This window comes from Paenibacillus sp. L3-i20, from assembly GCF_022180385.2.
Lineage (GTDB): Bacteria > Bacillota > Bacilli > Paenibacillales > Paenibacillaceae > Pristimantibacillus.
Window position 1 is genome coordinate 1,937,212 of the sequence record NZ_BQME02000001.1, and the last position, 18,838, is coordinate 1,956,049.

The 18,838-nt window shown below is 41.1% G+C and carries 19 protein-coding genes; 10 read left to right on the plus strand and 9 right to left on the minus strand.

Translation table 11 applies throughout. From position 1 onward, the window contains the following. The first annotated feature begins 15 nt into the window (after positions 1–15). A complete protein-coding gene (locus tag MFF31_RS09100) occupies positions 16–675 on the plus strand; it encodes a fibronectin type III domain-containing protein (RefSeq protein WP_238187699.1) in 660 nt (219 codons plus the stop codon). Between the two features lie 200 nt (positions 676–875). After that, on the plus strand, positions 876–1,250 hold the full coding sequence (locus tag MFF31_RS09105) for a GntR family transcriptional regulator (protein ID WP_238187700.1): 375 nt from the start codon (positions 876–878) through the stop codon (positions 1,248–1,250). A 116-nt stretch (positions 1,251–1,366) separates the two neighbouring features. On the opposite strand, the gene MFF31_RS09110 is transcribed toward MFF31_RS09105, so the two are convergent. From MFF31_RS09110 to MFF31_RS09140, 7 genes are all read right to left on the minus strand, one after another. Next, a complete protein-coding gene (locus tag MFF31_RS09110) occupies positions 1,367–1,909 on the minus strand; it encodes a glycerol-3-phosphate responsive antiterminator (RefSeq protein WP_238187701.1) in 543 nt (180 codons plus the stop codon). 38 nt (positions 1,910–1,947) lie between these two features. Further along, positions 1,948–3,612, minus strand: coding sequence for a glycerol-3-phosphate dehydrogenase/oxidase (locus MFF31_RS09115; protein ID WP_238187702.1), 1,665 nt, complete (start codon positions 3,610–3,612; stop codon positions 1,948–1,950). A gap of 221 nt (positions 3,613–3,833) precedes the next feature. Next, positions 3,834–5,336 (minus strand): glycerol kinase GlpK, encoded by a 1,503-nt coding sequence (glpK, locus tag MFF31_RS09120; protein ID WP_238187703.1) that lies wholly within the window; start codon positions 5,334–5,336, stop codon positions 3,834–3,836. Between the two features lie 37 nt (positions 5,337–5,373). Then, the gene (locus MFF31_RS09125) at positions 5,374–6,078 is read right to left on the minus strand and encodes an MIP/aquaporin family protein (RefSeq protein ID WP_238187704.1); all 705 of its coding nucleotides are present in this window, start codon (positions 6,076–6,078) and stop codon (positions 5,374–5,376) included. A gap of 463 nt (positions 6,079–6,541) precedes the next feature. After that, entirely contained in the window at positions 6,542–7,396 is an 855-nt protein-coding gene (locus MFF31_RS09130; protein ID WP_238187705.1) for an SDR family oxidoreductase, read from the minus strand. Then, positions 7,393–8,421: a polysaccharide biosynthesis protein gene (locus tag MFF31_RS09135; protein ID WP_238187706.1), complete on the minus strand. Its 1,029-nt coding sequence runs from the start codon at positions 8,419–8,421 to the stop codon at positions 7,393–7,395. Before MFF31_RS09135 ends, MFF31_RS09130 begins: the two co-directional genes overlap by 4 nt. Positions 8,422–8,482: 61 nt before the next feature. Then, positions 8,483–9,082 carry a glycosyltransferase family 2 protein gene (locus tag MFF31_RS09140; RefSeq protein ID WP_238187707.1) on the minus strand — a complete coding sequence of 200 codons (600 nt, stop codon included), beginning with the start codon at positions 9,080–9,082 and terminating at the stop codon, positions 8,483–8,485. A 680-nt stretch (positions 9,083–9,762) separates the two neighbouring features. On the opposite strand from MFF31_RS09140, the gene MFF31_RS09145 reads away from it, so the two are divergent. The 3 genes from MFF31_RS09145 to MFF31_RS09155 all read left to right on the plus strand — a co-directional run bounded on the left by MFF31_RS09145 (position 9,763) and on the right by MFF31_RS09155 (position 11,488). Continuing rightward, entirely contained in the window at positions 9,763–10,272 is a 510-nt protein-coding gene (locus MFF31_RS09145; RefSeq protein ID WP_238187709.1) for a C40 family peptidase, read from the plus strand. A 124-nt stretch (positions 10,273–10,396) separates the two neighbouring features. Next, a complete protein-coding gene (locus MFF31_RS09150) occupies positions 10,397–10,714 on the plus strand; it encodes an MGMT family protein (RefSeq protein WP_238187710.1) in 318 nt (105 codons plus the stop codon). A gap of 33 nt (positions 10,715–10,747) precedes the next feature. Continuing rightward, positions 10,748–11,488, plus strand: a complete 741-nt coding sequence (locus MFF31_RS09155) for a phosphotransferase family protein (RefSeq protein WP_238187711.1) — start codon at positions 10,748–10,750, stop codon at positions 11,486–11,488. 44 nt (positions 11,489–11,532) lie between these two features. Here the strand turns inward: MFF31_RS09155 and MFF31_RS09160 are convergent, their stop codons facing one another. Further along, complete coding sequence (locus MFF31_RS09160) at positions 11,533–11,769, minus strand: ATP-binding protein (protein WP_238187712.1); 237 nt, start codon at positions 11,767–11,769, stop codon at positions 11,533–11,535. A 244-nt stretch (positions 11,770–12,013) separates the two neighbouring features. Between MFF31_RS09160 and MFF31_RS09165 the strand changes: the two genes are divergently transcribed. From MFF31_RS09165 to MFF31_RS09175, 3 genes are read left to right on the plus strand one after another with little or no spacing between them, the layout of a single operon-like run. Further along, positions 12,014–13,159, plus strand: a complete 1,146-nt coding sequence (locus tag MFF31_RS09165) for a DUF418 domain-containing protein (RefSeq protein WP_238187713.1) — start codon at positions 12,014–12,016, stop codon at positions 13,157–13,159. Between the two features lie 37 nt (positions 13,160–13,196). Further along, on the plus strand, positions 13,197–14,309 hold the full coding sequence (locus tag MFF31_RS09170; protein WP_238187714.1) for a sensor histidine kinase: 1,113 nt from the start codon (positions 13,197–13,199) through the stop codon (positions 14,307–14,309). A gap of 3 nt (positions 14,310–14,312) precedes the next feature. After that, a complete protein-coding gene (locus MFF31_RS09175) occupies positions 14,313–14,918 on the plus strand; it encodes a response regulator transcription factor (RefSeq protein ID WP_238187715.1) in 606 nt (201 codons plus the stop codon). A gap of 76 nt (positions 14,919–14,994) precedes the next feature. On the opposite strand, the gene MFF31_RS09180 is transcribed toward MFF31_RS09175, so the two are convergent. Next, positions 14,995–15,390, minus strand: a complete 396-nt coding sequence (locus MFF31_RS09180) for a RidA family protein (RefSeq protein ID WP_238188543.1) — start codon at positions 15,388–15,390, stop codon at positions 14,995–14,997. Between the two features lie 720 nt (positions 15,391–16,110). On the opposite strand from MFF31_RS09180, the gene MFF31_RS09185 reads away from it, so the two are divergent. Continuing rightward, positions 16,111–16,857 (plus strand): ABC transporter ATP-binding protein, encoded by a 747-nt coding sequence (locus MFF31_RS09185; RefSeq protein ID WP_238188544.1) that lies wholly within the window; start codon positions 16,111–16,113, stop codon positions 16,855–16,857. Further along, on the plus strand, positions 16,854–18,818 hold the full coding sequence (locus tag MFF31_RS09190) for an ABC transporter permease (RefSeq protein ID WP_238187716.1): 1,965 nt from the start codon (positions 16,854–16,856) through the stop codon (positions 18,816–18,818). Before MFF31_RS09185 ends, MFF31_RS09190 begins: the two co-directional genes overlap by 4 nt. Positions 18,819–18,838 lie beyond the last annotated feature (20 nt).

Sequence of the window (18,838 nt, forward strand, 5' to 3'; positions counted from 1 at the left end):
TAGGAGAGAGAAACCATGAAACTGAGCAAGAAGCTATTTACATTAAGTTTGTCCCTTGTTATGTCCTTATCTATATTTGGCGCGGTGAGCGCAGAACCTGTAACCAATTGTGAGAAGCCCGGTAATTTCACATTAACGGCGTCTCCAGGCAATCATTCAATGGCACTTTCATGGACTCCATCTGCAGGTGCAGATTCTTATGATGTCTTTTATTCTCCACGAGCACCTTATGCTGTACAAGATCTTCAAGCGACCAGCTATACTGTGAATAACTTGCGTAATGGTTACATTGGGTACTCCTTTGGCATTATTGCAAAAAACGCATGCGGTACAACATGGTCCAATTCTATTCAACAAGTACCTACCTCCGCAACAGGTGCACCTAACAAGCCAACATTATCGCTTAATGATAACCAATTATACAGCAAAGGAGAGTTTCACCTTAACTGGTATATTTGGAGCGGCAATGCGGCTACTTCAGGTAAACTTTTCGAAAATGGAGTCGAGTTAGCACACAATTTCTTTGAAGAGTCAGGTACTGCGAACGGGCAAACGTTCGGTTGGTTTTTTAAACGTACACCACGAACATATACGTACCAAGTTGAGCTCGCTAACCCGTTCGGTACCGTGCTCAGCGATCCGATAACGGTTGTTGTTCCACCTTTACCCCAGTAAATTACTAACATAATTGATTAGCTATACCTATGAATCACCCTCTAAGCGGCCAACTCGGCTATATGGAGGGTGATTTTTTATGGAGCCACTTCAAACAAAATCCGTGGGAGAGGTTCTATGATTTCTCAGGTGTTGACAATCAACTAATTGGTGTATATATTACACATACACAATAATTACTTAGTTAACGGGAGTGGAAAATGAATATTATTATTTCACACGCATCTGAAGATCCAATATATATTCAGATTGTGAATCAAATTAGACATAGTATCTTGAATGGTGAACTGAATGCAGGAGATGTACTTCCTTCGATTCGCCAACTTGCCAAAGATTTGCAAGTTAGTGTTATTACGACGAAACGGGTGTACGAAGAATTGGAGAAGGAACGACTCATAGACTCCGTCGTTGGTAAAGGGTCATTCGTATCAGGAGCCAATAAAGCGTTCATAAGGGAGCAGCGTATGAAACTTTTAGAAGAAAAAATGTTGGAAATCATTCATGAAAGTAAAGAGTTAGGAATGAGTGAGCAAGATTTAATCGATCATTTTAATTTATTATATGAAGAGAGATAGTCACTGCGAAGGTAGTTACGCTCATGCAATAACAAAGAAACCAATTGCCGCTCTCACGGAATTGGTTTCTTTGCGTAAATCTCTGTCATCGTCTTGTTCGAATACAGACACTGCTCTTATCGCCAAAGCTCGACTCTACTGGTTGAAATAGCAAACGCCCCTGCTTCGTATAGAACAGGTAAGTTTTCTTTCTTCTCAATAAATCCGCCCAATATAATGTCCACGCCGGTTTCTTTCTTTACCGTTTGGAGTTTTGGATGGGAAAAGCTCGGCAATATTTCGATATAGTCAGGTTTGATCTGTGCTGCAGAATTAATAATCGTCTGCAAGGAATGGGAATCAATAAGGAAACCACGCTGAATAGCTCCCAGGCCGTATTTTTTGGCATTGATGAGCGACGAGGTTCGCGTACTGATGATACCATCGATCTTGATCACCTTTGATAAATAATGGATCGATGCTTCATCATCTTTGATTCCCTTTACCATATCGAGATGGAGAAATATTTTTTTGTTTGCTCGTTTGACCGTATTGACAATACTTTGCAAGTGAATAAGCTCGCCCTCAAGAAGAAAGATCACTTCTTGTGGTGCTTCTAAAGCCATTTCTAACTCTTTGAATCCTCTGATTGCCGGAATGATCAAATCTTTAATGATCATTATTGATCCCCCTTAAGCGATATATCCGATCTAACGTTTTATATCGAAGGATTAACGGAATCCTTTAATTGTTGATCGAGTTCAGCTACATACTTGATTGTAGTTGCTTCATCCCACTTCAACAAGTCCTTCATACAAGTTATAACCTCATTTTTATATTCCTTAACAAGGTTGATATTAAACAATACTGCACCAGTACGACGAATAAAGAAGTCAACCGGCTTAACTGACATTTCGTATTGGATGGAGTATAGAAGCATTAAGTACAGCCCTAGAGGCAGACCATTCTTCTCCGCATCCGAGGGATCGATTGTTCCAGCTATTTTGTATACGGTATCGATGTTCGATCCATAAATTTCAACAAGTTCTTTAGCAGTTGCGGCAGAAAGTCCATACTGCTCACCTTGACGCGATTTTTGTTCTACAAACTGCTTAAAGTTAGACGATCCGCCTACATCGCCGCCGGAGATAGGGATATTGATCGTCTGGCATGAACGGAACTGAACATCATCTTTTTTCGAGATTTTTTCTGCTACCAAATCAACGACCATTTCAGCCATTTTACGGTATCCAGTCAGCTTGCCGCCCGCAATTGTAATGAGACCAGAATCGGACTGCCAAATTTCATCCTTACGGGAAATTTCGGAAGGATCTTTTCCTTCTTCAAATATTAGAGGACGAAGTCCAGCCCAGCTCGATTCGATGTCCTTTTCCGTAATGCGGGTTTCCGGGAACATGTCATTAATCGCTTTGATAATATATGTGCGATCTTCTTTAGACATTTTTGGATTAGCTGTATCGCCATCGTAGAACGTATCTGTTGTTCCTACATAGGTTTTGCCATTACGCGGAATAGCAAATACCATCCTTTTATCTGGTGTATCAAAGTAAATTGCTTGCTTAAGCGGGAATCTGCCGCCATCAATGACAAGATGCACACCTTTTGTCAAACGAAGCTGCTTACCTTTTTTTGAATTATCTTTTTCACGAATCTCATCAACCCAAGGCCCAGTCGCATTAACAATTTGTTTTGCATATACGTCTACGGATTTACCTGTAAGTTGGTCGATAATTGTTGCACCGACAACCTTTTGGTTCTCATAAATAAATCGTTCAACTTTAGCGTAGTTGATGGCAGTTGCACCAAAGTCGACTGCGCGTTTAAGAACTTCAATCGTTAGACGAGCGTCATCAGTACGATATTCGACATAGTAACCGCTGCCTTTCAGACCATTTTTCTTAAGAAGCGGCTCGCGTTTAAGCGTTTCCGTCAAGCTTAGCATCTTACGGCGTTCGCCCCGCTTAACGCCTGCCAAGAAGTCGTAAACACGAAGACCAATAGATGTTGACGAGTATCCGAATGTTCCACCTTTGTAGATCGGAAGCAGCATCCATTCTGGTTTCGTAACATGTGGACCGTTTTCATAAACAATTGCCCGCTCTTTACCAACTTCAGCTACAACTTTAATTTCAAAGTTTTTTAGATAGCGAAGTCCGCCATGAACAAGCTTTGTGGAACGGCTTGATGTTCCAGCTGCATAATCCTGCATTTCCACCAAAGTAACTTTCAATCCTCGATTAGCTGCGTCGAGAGCAATACCGCTGCCAGTAATACCTCCGCCAATGACTAGTAAGTCAACCTGTTGTCCATTACTGCTATCCAATACACCGTCTCTATCGATGCTGGAAAATTGTTTATTCATGATGTATCCCTTCTTCCGCTCTTTATTTTCCCCGTCCATAAATTCCTTATTCCTTTAGTAACCCATTTATGGATGATACGTAACGGAACAAGAAAAAATCCACACTGCTTTTAGTACCCCGCTAAAGAAAGGGTACTAAAAGGTGTGGATCTCACATTCTCCGTCACATGCTATTTACTTGTCATTAGTGTAACATGGCACGCATACGGAGTCTAGTTGTTCTATTCATCATCTTTTTCCCATTCAAGCGTACGTTTAACGGCTTTTTTCCAGCCTTTGTACAACTTGTTACGGGACTCTTCTTCCATCTGAGGTTCAAAAGTTACTGCTCCTGCAGCAAGCTGAGAAATATCTTCCTTCTTCCAGAAGCCTACGGAAATACCAGCCATATAAGCTGCGCCAAGTGCCGTCGATTCTGTTGCTGCTGGTCTTTGCACAGGAACATCCAGAATGTCCGCTTGGAATTGCATGAGCAGATTGTTAGCCGTTGCTCCGCCATCCACACGAAGAGCTTGCAACTTGAGGCCAGAATCACTTTCCATAGCGCCGAGCACATCTTTTGTTTGGTAAGCAAGTGAGTTCAATGTCGCACGTACAATATGCTCTTTTTTCGTACCGCGAGTCATACCGAACATTGCGCCTCTTGCATACATATCCCAGTAAGGAGCACCAAGTCCTGCAAAGGCTGGTACAACGTATACACCGTCTGTATCCTTCACTTTGCTAGCATAATACTCAGAATCAGAAGCTGAGTCGATTAACTTTAAGCCGTCACGAAGCCACTGAATAGCTGCACCTGCGATAAAAATACTACCCTCTAGCGCATATTCGACTTTGCCATCGATTCCCCATGCAATAGTCGTAAGCAGGCCGGATTTTGATGTTACGGCTTTTGTACCTGTATTCATCAACATAAAGCAGCCAGTGCCGTATGTGTTTTTTGCCATACCGGACTCGAAGCAAGCTTGACCGAACAATGCCGCTTGCTGATCGCCAGCTACGCCGGCAATCGGAATTTCTGCTCCGCCGAATGTTTGTGGATCAGTAACACCGAATTGACCAACGGAAGGTCTAACTTCAGGAAGCATGGAAGCAGGAATGCCTAGTTCTTGAAGCATTCTGTCATCCCAACGAAGTTCCATAATGTTGTAGAGCATCGTACGTGAAGCGTTGGAATAGTCCGTCGCATGAACCTGTCCGCGCGTCATTTTCCAAATGAGCCATGTGTCTACTGTTCCGAACAATAGATCACCGCGCTCTGCTCTTTCGCGAGCACCTTCAACGTTATCCAAGATCCATTTCACTTTCGTACCGGAGAAATAAGCATCAACAACAAGACCGCTAATTTCGCGAATGTACGTTTCAAGACCTCTTGCTTTCAAATCATCACAAATTTCTGCTGTTCTTCTATCCTGCCACACGATTGCGTTATGCACGGGCTTTCCAGTGTGCTTGTCCCACACGATTGTTGTTTCCCGTTGGTTTGTTATGCCAATCGCGACGATTTCTTGCGGGCTAATGCTTGCTGTTTCTAGAACTTCACGAGCGACGCCACTTTGTGTTCCCCAAATTTCCATCGCATCATGCTCAACCCATCCTGCTTTTGGATAAAATTGCGTAATTTCCTTTTGAGCGGAGCCGATGACGTTGCCATCCCGATCATATAGAATTGCACGGGAGCTAGTTGTTCCTTGATCTAGTGACATTACATATTTCTTTTCCATGTTAATGACCTCCAAAGGTTATTGTTACCCATTATACTCAGAATACATTTGTATAGAATAAAGCTGCAAGAATTGCGCCAATAATCGGACCTGCAACAGGAATAATTGCATAACTCCAATCGGATGATCCTTTTCCATGAATCGGAAGCAGGAAATGCGCGATACGAGGGCCCAGATCACGTGCTGGGTTGATCGCATAACCGGTAGTTCCACCTAGAGAAAGACCGATTACAACAATTAGTCCACCTACGATAAGCGGGCTTAATCCATCAGCGAGAGTGTTCGCACCAATAGCAAGTATTGCAAGAACTAGGACAAACGTTCCGATAATTTCACTAATCAAGTTAGCGCCGTAATTACGAATAGCTGGAGCTGTTGCAAAAACTGCTAATTTCAAGTCTTTATCTTCAGTTGCTTTCCAATGAGGCAAGTAGTGTAGCCATACTAGAACCGAGCCAAGAATAGCGCCGATCATTTGACCTGTAATATAAGATGGGACTTGATTCCATTCGAATTGACCTGCTACTGCTAATCCAATTGTTAATGCGGGATTCAAGTGAGCTCCGCTGAAGCCGCCGACAGCATATGCTGCAATAGCTACTGCCAAGCCCCAAGCCAATGTAATGACAATCCAACCGGAATTTTCTGCTTTTGACTTCTTCAGCAGGACGCCTGCTACAACCCCGTTACCTAATAAAATTAGCAATGCTGTTCCTACAATCTCAGCTATAAATGGTGACATTGAATGCAACCTCCAAAGGTGTATGTGTTAGTTATCTTCTTCAACAATTAGAAAAAATAGCCGTCTCATAAAAATGATAGCGCTTTCTCACCCCCGACAAAAAATAGTGGTTAGTTTGGATTTTCAGTTTATTTCAGCAATTTTCCTGAAATAAAAAAAGCAGCCATCACAAACCGCTTACGACTCGCTCTCTTCACTAGGAAGGAGAAGACCGTAACCAATTAGATAATGGCTGCTCTCAATGTCTCACAGCATAAGCTATTTACTTTTATAGTCCGTATCTTAAATCATCTACGTTGTTTTGTAAACCCTTACACACAAAAAAGTGCATATCCTTATATTGGATAATGTCGAACTATTCGTGATCCTATGAATAAAAGAAGGTGCAGCCTCATCGATAATGTCATTTATCGATGAGGCTGCACCTCGTACGTCGCGCATACTGTAACCCGTTAAAATTGGGTTAATCAAAATAATGAGGGTATAAACTTTTGTGTGTGTCGACCCATTGTTTCATTTCGGCTACCATCACTTCGTAACTTGGAACTTCAAATGAAAGATCCGTGCGGGTGTTCACTAACGTTTTATCTGCATTCACAGTATCACTAGGCGTAATAGTGAGCTCATCCGCCTTGAAAGTTTTGTTGAATAGCTTTAATAAATCGAACTTAGTAATACTTTTGTTATTAACAAGATTATAGATGCCCGTTATACGTTCCGTTGCTGCTTTTTCCATTGCTTTTGCTAATGTTAAAGTAGTTACACCGGTCCAAATAGCGCCTGTATATCCGTTAATGTTGCCCTTTTGCTTCATGAACCAATTAAACAATCCGATGCCATCCTTCTTCATATCTGGACCAATAATAGAGTTGCGGAAGGTTAAATGATGAGTATGATCAATTTCACCTAAAGCTTTTGTTCTATCGTAAAAGGTATCCCCATCATAATGACTATGCTCATAATAGGGGGCAGACTTTCCAGAGAAAACACAATCTGTGCTCATATGAATAAGTTTAGTTGCAGTTCCTTTTAATAGATCAGCAATCGCATGCGGCAAGTAACTGTTTAAGTAAACGGCTCTTGCGGGCTCTAAGTCGCAGGCTTGGTTTAGAACACCAATACAATTGATGATCACATCATAGCCCTTTGTTTGAAGCAGCGAGTGTAGGGAATAGTTTTCGGAAATGGTCCCATTAATATTTTCACCAAAAGGAAAGGGGGATCGTGAAAAGGTAGTGACCTCATGCCCCTTCTCCTGCAAATAGATAGAGATGGTGTGACCAGCCATTCCGGAAGCCCCAAGTATTAAAAATTTCATGCTATTCCTCCGTTCCATCGGAGCAATTCATCTTTGATATAGGGAAGTTGCAGCAATCTCTCTTTTATTTCAGGGACGGAAAGGATCGTTGTATTGTTGGAGTTATATTCATCGGTTAAAGTGATTTTGGGGGAGCCTTCTTCGAGATATTTGCCATAATTCAGATCGCGATTATCTGCTGGAATTTTATAAAAATTGCCCATATCTATAGCCTTTGCAGCCTCTTCTTTTGTAAGAAGAACTTCATATATCTTTTCGCCGTGGCGGGTTCCGATAATATCTACAGCATTACTCGCTTCAAACAATTCAAGCAATGCCTGTGCCAGATCTGCCATGTAAGCAGAAGGTGATTTCTGCACGACGATGTCGCCATTGGCAGCATTATTGAATGCGTACAATACGAGCTCAACAGCTTCTTCAAGGCTCATAATAAAGCGAGTCATTTTGGGATCGGTAATCGTTAATCGTTTACCCGCTTTAATTTGTTCGACGAACAATGGGATAACTGAACCTCGTGATGCCATTACATTTCCGTATCTAGTGCCGCAAATCAATGTTTTGTCAGGCGTAACAATTCTAGACTTGGCGATAAATATTTTTTCCATCATCGCTTTCGAAATGCCCATCGCATTAACAGGATATGCAGCTTTATCTGTAGACAGACAGATGACCTTCTGCACACCCGCTTGAATGGCGGCAGTTAATACATTATCTGTACCTAGTACATTTGTTTTCACAGCCTCGATCGGGTGAAATTCACAAGAGGGAACTTGCTTGAGGGCTGCAGCATGGAAAATGAGGTCTACGCCATACATCGCATTATTAATGCTGCTGCTATCGCGTACATCGCCAATAAAAAACTTGATTTTGTTATGGTTATAAAGGAGCCGCATATCATCCTGTTTCTTTTCATCACGCGAAAATATACGAATCTCCTTTATATCTGTATTTAAAAATCGTTGCAATACGACATTGCCAAATGAACCAGTGCCACCTGTTATGAGCAAAGTTTTATTTTTAAACACAGCTGTACATCACCATCCTCATTGATGAGGGGCATCTCACAAATTTCACGACGGAAATTTATTATTTCAGCCCTTTTAGGTGCAAATTAGATTCTGAGTCTTCGCGGTAAAAGTTGTACCAATAAGCTGATAAGCCTGTATATTTTGACGTTGGTCGTTTATCCATTAACATTCTATTAAAATCCCAATCGCCAGCGATATCCTTCCTTGTTGTAAATCTCGCGTCGCCAATAAAGCTTCTTCGAATGATTTTGAATTGACCGCACCACGAGTACTCATTACTCGGATATTTAGTAAATAAGTGTCCATCCTTAGTGAGCATGTTGTAGTAATAGATGTCGTATTGACCGTCGATTTGCGCTAATACGTCTTTAATGGCAGGCAAATAGTGATCGTCGCTATCTATAATGGCAACATAATCCCCTCGTGCTTCCTCAATACAACGATTGTAGGAATAGCTGGCGCCGCTATTTTTTTCGTTCACTAGTATGCGCAATTGCGGCCAAATTGTTTTGTATTGTTGCAGAATAGCTAATGTATTGTCCGTAGAGGCATCTTCACAAACTACTATTTCATAGGCATATTCTTTCGGAATACTTTCTAGCATAGTTACAATCCACCGAGCACTATTATATGCGGGCGTCAAAAAACTGATTTTCATAAAACACCTCGTTATGAGTAATGGTCATTCTGAGACATGTGAGGCTGATGCCAATCTAGTAATATACGTGTATACCCGTAGACCGTAACTTTATCCTTAATAAATATATGTTTGTTAGTGGCTAATCGTTACAATTACGGGCGGTGAGCTAAGAGATTCCTTTGATAGATGAGTGGACGGCGTAATGATGAAGCTTGAGCAAAGGGCTAATGGAAGTGCGAAACCTCTTATTTAAACCTAACGTATTATTGAAATTGGAAAATAAGGGGGTTTTAGCATGGTGCAAGAGACGAAAGTCGCTCTGCTCGAAGGGGATAAAATTGTTTTGCGATGCGTAGTGGAATCAGATTGTATTGCATGCTCGGAAATATACGATAGAAGCTGGCTCTATAGGCAGAAATTATTCGAAATCTACGGGGATGGGGCTGTATTTTGCGAAGCAAATGGCGCTTTAAGGAGACCATGATCTTTCCATGGAATCGGAAGAAGGAGAGTATACGACGGTCACTGTTCATTTCCCTAAGATGAGAGATTATTATCAATTTGACCGTACAATGGATTAGCTAGTTTTTCCTCTGCACGTAGAACTTCCCTTATTAGAAAGCCTTAAGAATCCACGACACTGATATACGAGGTGATATACTCCTAATACATCAGAGAAAAACATCAGGGGGTATATCATGCAATACAATTGGATTAAGAAAACGTTAATTGCAACATCATGTTGCGTAGCTATTATGTCTGCTCAATCGGTGGTCGGCACTTCTCATATTGGACAAGCCCAAGCGGCTTCCAAAGTAACGGCATCGGCTAAGGCAGACAAGGTTGTCGCTACAGCAAAATCACTGCAAGGTAAAGTTAAGTATAAGTATGGAGTTAACAATCCAAGTAGATTGATTTTTGATTGTTCTTCATTTACGAAGTATGTCTTCGGTAAACAAGGTGTGAACTTGAAGTGGGGTACTTCTTCTCAGAAGAACCAAGGATCTTACGTATCCAAAAGCAATCTGCGTGCTGGCGATTTGATTTTCTTTAACAACGGAAGATCGTCTAAAGTTAGCCACGTCGGTATCTACATCGGTAATGGACAGTTTATTCATAATACGACTGGCAGTAGAGTGAACGGTGTCGTTATTAATAAACTGAGTGATTACTCGAAGCGTTACTCAACAGCTAGAAGAGTACTGTAGTTACACGAAGTAGTCTGAAAGTAATGGTAGGCTATGGCTCGATACAAATCGAGACGTAGCCTATTTGTATATTTAACTGCTACTATTAGTTCATAAGACTTATGAGCGAAAGGGAGTAGTGCAAGTGCAGCCATTTACAGAAAGAGTTATCTCGATTATAAAAAGCATACCAGAAGGGTATGTCATGACGTATGGGCAAATTGCAGGGGTGGCTGGTAGTGCAAGAGGGGCGAGACAAGTGGTGCGTATTCTTCATTCTATGAGCAGTGCATACGAATTACCCTGGCATAGAGTCGTGAACGCCAAGGGAGAAGTTGCTCTGCAGGATGATGAAGCTCGTTTTAAGCAGGTTCTTTATTTGAATGGTGAAGGTGTTATAACAGACGAAGATGGGCGTATTAATCTAGAGCAATACCGATATTGGCCTGATGCGAATCACTAAACTAAAAATCGACATGAAGGCAAGGTGGCATCCATGCAACTTGGGAAACTAATTGGCAAAGGTAATACGGCAACTGTATATGAATGGGGAGAAGGTACAGTACTTAAGCTTTTTGTTCAGGACTATCCCAAATATGAAGTAGAAAGAGAGTTTCAAAATGTTACTGCTATCAATGATATGAGCTTTGCAAAACCAAAAGCATATGAAATGATTAACTGCGAAGAGCAATTGGGTATTATATATGGGAGAGTTGAAGGCGAATCCCTGTTGAATTGGGTTTTTAGAACGGGAGATATTCAAGGTTGTGCGGAACGTATGGCAACGTTACATAAAACAATTGTTCAGAACAAAGTTAGTAATGTGCCGAATTACAAACAGTTTTTGAAAACGAATATATTAAATGCATTATCGGTTAATGTAGCGGAACAAGAAAGAGCTTTGGAGATTCTTGATAGTTTAAAAGACGGAGACTCCCTTTGTCATGGTGATTATCATCCTGACAATATATTAATTTCAGACGAGCGTAAAACGGTTATAGACTTCATGAACGTGTGCCATGGAGATCCCTTGTATGATGTTGCAAGAACTGTTTATTTGGTGGAGTATACACCGGTTCCAGCGGATACAACTGCGGATGATAGAGAAGTAGTTCTGCAACTTAAGAAAATGCTGGCAGACTTATACCTAATTGAAATGAATGTTACTCGAGAAATGATTCAAGATTATTTAACTGTAATTACTGTTGCTAGATTAGGAGAGTGCCCTAACGAATAATTTGAGATTAGCTGTTCTATGTTTTTGAATAACATGTGGTCTTATCAGTTAACCTTTGGATGATGTAACGGAAGCTCAATACTTATCTCGATAAAGCCGCCTTGTAAAGATGCGTATGCAGAGCCATCCATCTGTTCCGCTAACAGTTTCACAATAGACAAGCCTAATCCAGTGTTATTAGTTCTGGCATGATCACTCGAATAAAAGCGATTAAAAAGGCGCGCTGGCAGTACTACATCAGCAGATTTCCCAGCGATTATTTCATCGAGAGCCTTCCTCATACCATTTAATGCGTATAGTCAAATCGCCACTATTAGCATGGATGAATGGAGGCCATCTATTGATCGAGTAAAGTCGATAGTACCGCTAAATAAGGTAATCTAGAATCGCAGAAGGCTTCCTTAATATGCTAATATTGAGTCACATGACACTGTCATATCAAACATCTGACTGCTGTGAATATTTCCATTTCTGGCTCTGCGCTAAAATATAGCTATGAACGGATTGGGAAGGATGAGGGATGTTATGACAGGAAATAGCGGTAGATTGCGCTTGCTGGATATACTGAGAGGGTTCGCAGTACTCGGCACGCTCGGAACGAACATTTGGATCTTTGCTCATTTAGGGGACGTGAACTATACACTTTCCTATATGGGTATTGAATGGTGGGAGTCGTTCCAACAATTCGTTAGAGTTTTTGTTTTGTTTCTGGTTAATGGAAAGATGCTTGGCTTGCTCACGATTATGTTCGGGATTGGTCTGGAAATGAAGTATCAGCAAGCACTGCGAAAGGGCAATGCGTGGCCCGGTATTTATATTTGGGCGTCGATTATTCTTATAGCTGAAGGGTTCATCCATTTTACTCTCGTGATGGAATATGATATTTTGATGAGCTATGGGATTACGGCCATTATTACTGCTTTTATTATAAAAGGCGGCGACCGTGCTATTCGCAGAGCAATGAAGATTATTGGTGGCCTTTATGGGTCGGTTATGGTTCTGCTTTTGATTTTAGTCATTTATCTTAGTGTAATAGGCGAGCAAATATTTTTGGGTAATTTAAACGAGGCAGTTCTGTTATATGGGGATGGAACCTGGCTACAGCAGGTAGCGTATCGCCTTACGAACTTTGCGTTTCTGCGGACAGAAGCAATATTTGTTATTCCAATGAATATTTTTCTATTCCTGTTAGGTATACGCATGATGAGGTCTGGATATTTTGCTCCTGATGACGTTGGAAAGAAAAAGCGGAGAAAGCTGCTTCAGATTGGACTCTGCGTAGGTATCCCGCTTAATATGCTCGTTTTTGTACCGGGTGGCGGCTTTGATCTGCCAGTGCGCTATTTATTTGCACCAATTCTTGCACTTGGATATATTGGGCTTATTGCTAAGATGGTAGAGGCCAATGAGAAGTTATGGCTATGGAGCAAATTGGAGTTAGTAGGCAAAATGTCACTCAGTAGTTATGTCCTGCAAAATGTTATTTGTTCAATCTTATTTTATGGCTGGGGTTTAGGTTTAGGCGGCAAAGTAGACTCGGTAACAATTGTATTTATATGGTTTGTATTATGTAGCTTCCAAATCATGTTCGCCTCCCTATGGTTAAATAGATTTAAGCTAGGGCCAATGGAGTCAGCCAGGAAGGTTACAACAGGCCTCTTAGGTAAATAATAGACCGATTCATCAACGGATAAGGTGTGTATGAGCGATGCTAAAAGGGATATATCCCGTCGATCAAATTGAAAAATATCTTCTTATTGATGTGCTATTCACAGGCTTACTAATCTATTTGATAGTAGTGGAGGAAGATCAATTATCTATAGGGATAAAGCTTGTACTGATCCTGTTTTATTTGCTCGCCCTCTATGTGGGACTTTGGTATAAGGATTGGCGCCAGCTTATGGCAACACTTACTGGGAGCTTAGTGCTCGTGGTGCTAGGTATTTACCTTGGAGAGTGGATACTGATGTACGGTTTTGTCTTCGCTGATCTGCTCGGCAGAGCTAATCGGAGAGCAACCATCGCCGCTGGGATGTGTGGAATTGTAGCGATGTTTTTTCTGTACAGTTGGATGGATACAGGCAATCCATTTGCTTTTATTTCGACACTGATCTTCCCGTTTATGATTGCTCAGCTCGCCACGCCAATTGTCGTTTATACGAGGGGAAGAGCTCATCTCTTGAAGGAGAAGCTTGATATCGCTAATGCTCAACTTGAACGGTTTATTCAAGAGGAAGAACGGAATCGGATTGCTAGGGATCTTCACGACACACTCGGTCAAACGTTAACGATGATTAAACTAAAGAGTGAATTAACAATGAGACTAGTGGACAAAAATCCAGAGAAGGCTAAAGATGAGCTGCTTGATATTGTGAACAACTCAAGGTATGCGTTAAAGCAGGTAAGGGAGCTTGTTACTGACATGAAGTTTGTTTCCTTTACAAAAGAAATGGAGTTGTCGAAAGAGATACTTCGCAAAGCAGGCATTGAAATGATTGTGGAGGGAGATCGAGCTATTATTCCGTTATCTAATGTAGCGGAAACGATGGCTGCCCTCTCAGTCAGGGAAGCTGTTACAAATATTATTAAACATAGTGAAGCGGATCAATGTACGGTAGCGCATTACATACAGTTCGAGCACTATTATATTAAAGTGAGTGACAACGGCAATGGACATATCAAACAAGGTGACGGAAATGGATTGCTGTCAATAAAAGAAAGAATGAGCAAGCTGCAAGGAGATATGTATATATCTGCTGAACCGGACAAAGGAACGGTCATTACGTTAAAGGTTCCATTAGCGAGCATTGGGAGGGTATAGTCGGTGATCCGAGTCATCATAGCAGAAGACCAGAAGTTGCTTCGAGGAACATTAACCTCCTTGTTATCAATGGAGGAGGATATCGAGGTTGTAGCAGAAGCGGAAAATGGTCTCCAAGCATGGGACGCTATTAGGCAACATGAGCCGGATGTTTGTCTGCTCGATATTGAGATTCCTTCCCTTACCGGACTTGAGGTAGCAGAGAAGCTTAGGGAAGAGGGATGCCCTTCGAAAATCATCATTGTAACGACATTCGCTCGCCCTGGTTTTTTGCAAAAGGCGATGGATCTGAAAGTCGACGGCTATTTATTAAAAGATGAGCCAATCGACTTTTTAATTCATTCTATACGTAAGGTCATGGCTGGGGAGCGGGTTATTAGCACAGACCTAGCGGCGGTTCTTTTTCTAAAGGAAGAAAATCCGTTGTCGGAGCGGGAGACCAATGTGCTGAGACTATCTAGGTCGGGATTGTCGACTAGGGAAATTGCGAAGCAATTATTTCTAACCGATGGGACAGTTCGCAACTATTTGTCTATCGCCATCCAGAAGATGGAAGTTGAGACAAGGCAGCAAGCGACCGAAAAAGCGCATGAGCGCGGGTGGATTTAATCGTAAACGAAAAACGAACCGCTAGAATCGCTTCTAGGGTTCGTTTTTTTTATATAGAGCAATTATAGTAGAACGATTATCCTGCAGCCCAAACATCTAATTCAATTTTTAATTCAGGTAAACCTAACCCACTAATATAAGCAATCGTCATAGAGGGAGGTGTGTCACCGAATACATCATTCCAGATGGAGTCAAAATGATCCCAGTCAATCTCTTCTGTAGCCCAAATGTTGATTTTGATCACATTAGCAGGGGTCAGCCCTTGAGAAGAAAGCAGTGCAACAATATTGCTCATCGTATGGGTTACTTGTTCATTAAAGTTTGAAGGTATATGCCCATCCTGATCATTACCAATCTGACCAGAAAATACGTACATTTCAGCGTTTCGATTTATTTTTGTGACGTGGCTATAATTTCCCACAGGTTTAGCGATTTGATTCGGATTATTTCTTGAAACAACATGATTATTAATGTTCATCATTTGAGCATTCTCCTTATAAGTAGAAAATATATGATTGAATACAATCTATATATTTTCTCTGTTTTTTTGTTCAATCGAATTTTTGACAGACTTATCCCGTTACATTCGATTCTAGAAAAAAACAGCAGTAGAATACCCAATACCAAAGGATAAATTTGCGATCGATCTCTTTTTCATGGGGTACTCCTCCTTCTTTATAAGTAAAATGACGTACTAGAAAAGAATAACATAGAACAAAGAGAAGTGCTAATCGTCCTTGAGTGGGGGAGGGCTTTCATGATAAAAGTTGAAAGGGCGAATAATACCCCGCCAACTAATCCAGAAGCTACAGCTATCATCAAGGTTAGAACATAGAGGGAATCATCCATCTTAATCTATCCGATTCCATATGCCTGTTTAAGCCGTTCTTGGCAAACTCATCTTCAACTAATTTGGTAACGACTCGACTAAGTCTTGTTGCTGTGAAGTACAAGCATTACTTTTAATAAGTCTAGAGCAAGATAGTTATCTCATTTCAATTATTGGGAGTGCATATATATTTGTTTGTAAATACAACCTTTAATTCACTTACCATAAAAAGCAAATACCAAAATGACGACCTTTTTTTACCGGGGATTAGTGACAAAAACGTCACTTTGATTCATGCTACTTCTATGGTTGCAATTCCGATTCCTGATTATAGTAAATAACAGGAAAGGGAGGACGTATATGATGAAAACGGTCATTCAAACAGTTAATTTATCCAAAAATTATGGCTCTACTGAAGTTTTAAAAGGAATTGATTTGACGATTATTTCGGGGGAACTTACTGCGATAATGGGACCTTCAGGCTCAGGGAAATCGACGCTCATGAACGTATTGTCTACGATTGACCAATTTACCGGCGGTGAAGTATGGCTGGAGGGAAAGTCGCTGCTTGATTTGAAGAGAAATGCTCTGCGTCAATTTCGACAGGAGCGGATGGGGTTTATTTTTCAAGACTATAATTTGCTAGATACGTTAACGGTAAAAGAAAATATATTATTGCCGCTTTCGCTTCGCAAGGTTGGGTCTAAGGAAATGGAAACGAGATTGCTCCCTATCATGCAGGCGCTGAATATCGAGGGTATTCTTCATAAATACCCGAATGAAATTTCAGGTGGTCAGAAACAAAGGGCGGCATCGGCAAGGGCGATGATAACAAAACCTGCTATCGTGTTTGCGGATGAACCGACGGGAGCGCTTGATTCGCGGTCAGCAACGCAGTTATTGGAGCAGTTAGTTGGTTTGAATGAAGCGTTCGGAACGACGATTATGATGGTCACTCATGATAGTTATGCGGCAAGTTATTGTAAAAGGATTATTTTTCTACGCGATGGAGCGATTGTGAACGAAATCTACGCAGGCGATCAAACGCAGAAGGCGTTCTACGATCGGATTATGGAAACCCAGAGCTTAATGGGGGGCAAGCTGCGATGAGCTTATTGGACTTAACGATTCGAAACGTGAAGCGTAACTTTCGCCTCTATACCATTTATTTAATCTCTATGATTATAGGTGTCATTATTCAATTTACGTTCTCTTCGCTGATGTTTAATGAGGATCTTACAAATGCGTTGCAAAATCGCAAAAACTTTCAAACGGGTGTAGCTGTTGCCTCGGTCGTTATTTTTTTGTTTATCGTATTTTTCATTCTCTATGCAAATTCGTTTTTTATGAGGCAACGCAAAAAAGAGTTCGGTATGTATTTGTTGTATGGGTTAAGTGAAAAACAAATTACGAGGATGGTATTTTACGAGACGCTCTTTATAAGCATCCTATCTCTTGTAACGGGTGTGCTGCTAGGAGGGTTGCTGTCTAAGCTTTTTGGAATGCTGCTTATGAAACTAATGCAATATAACCAACCTATTTCTCTTAACTTTCCTATTGAGGCGATCGCTTTTACTACAGGTGTATTTTTCTTGTTGGCTATCGTTATTAGTATCCAAAGCTACCTAACAGTGAGCCGTGTACAGCTTACCGAGTTGTTTCATGCGAAGCAAAAGATGGAGAAACCGATTCGGACGTCGGGTCTCATAGCTATTTTTTCACTACTATTGCTAGGAATGGCTTATGTATTAATTAGCAGCGGGAAAGAGACGGCCGTATGGCAGGATTACTCGAAAATAAGTATAGTTGCTATTGCTATAGGCATTATAGCGGGTACCTATTTATTTTTTCGCCAATTTGTTGGCTGGCTCCTTCAAATGATAAGCCGTCGTAAAACATATCATGAAGGGAATACGGTACTGTGGACATCCTCACTTCGATTCCAAATTCAAGGGAATACGCTGAATTTAACGTTTATTTCGTTATTTAGTGCAGCAATTATGCTGATGATTTGCTTTTTCACCATTAACTACAAGGTACAATTCGCAGCAGTTGAGCGGAATTTGCCTAATGATCTCGCCTTTCATTCGCTAGACAGCGCGACAAATCATAAAATAGATGAACTGATCAAAGGGTCCAAACATGACATTCGATTTCATCTTAAGCATGAAGGAATAGTTGCTTCACCCACAACGGATATGAACGTTGCCTTTGATAATCCCGAATATTATACACCTGACGTTCTTCTCGTGTCTGAGCGTACATACAATGAGCTGATTGCATTGCGAGGGCATGACCAAAGTGTGAAGCTGCAAGGAAATGAAGCAGTAGCACTTGCTCAAGGATCTGATCTAGCAACTACGTATGCAATGGGGGAACAACCTGATTTTATGGTTAAGGCGGATACGGAAACATCGTTTAAACTAGTCGAAAAAAAGGATTACGCATACCTCGGATGGGCATCAGATCCGATTTTGTCTATGGTCATTAAGCCTGCGGTGCTTGTCATTTCGAATGAAACATACGAGAGCATGCAGGTACAAGCGAGCAAAAAAACGTTTGAAATCTATGGGATAAAAAATGCTGAAAATGCGGAGGAGCTATCGTTGCAACTACACGCGATCGTTACCCAAACGCCAGACGCTTATTATTCTTCGTTCTCAGACGTATACTCCAAACAAATCGAAGGTTCGTCACTGATGTTGTTTGCTAGCGGTTTTCTTGCATTGATTGCTATCTTTGCACTTGCTAGCGTTATTTATTTCAAACAATTGCGTGAAGCAACAGATGAACGGATGCAATATGCCATATTACGTAAAATCGGTGTCGATAATCGAGAGATGAAAAGTGTGATTCGTAAGCAGCTGCTGTTTGTTTTTTTTCCGCCGCTTGTGCTTGGGGTTCTGCATAGCTGGTTTATTATTAAGTATTACATTCTCGATTCGGTAAATGGTTTTCCTGAGCTAACAAGTATCGTCTGGAGCATCATGGGTGTCTATTTCCTCATCTATTTGTTGTTCTATGTTTCTTCAACGAATATTTATTATAAAATCGTCAATGAAAGTCATTAGAAGTCGTCAAAACAAACGCA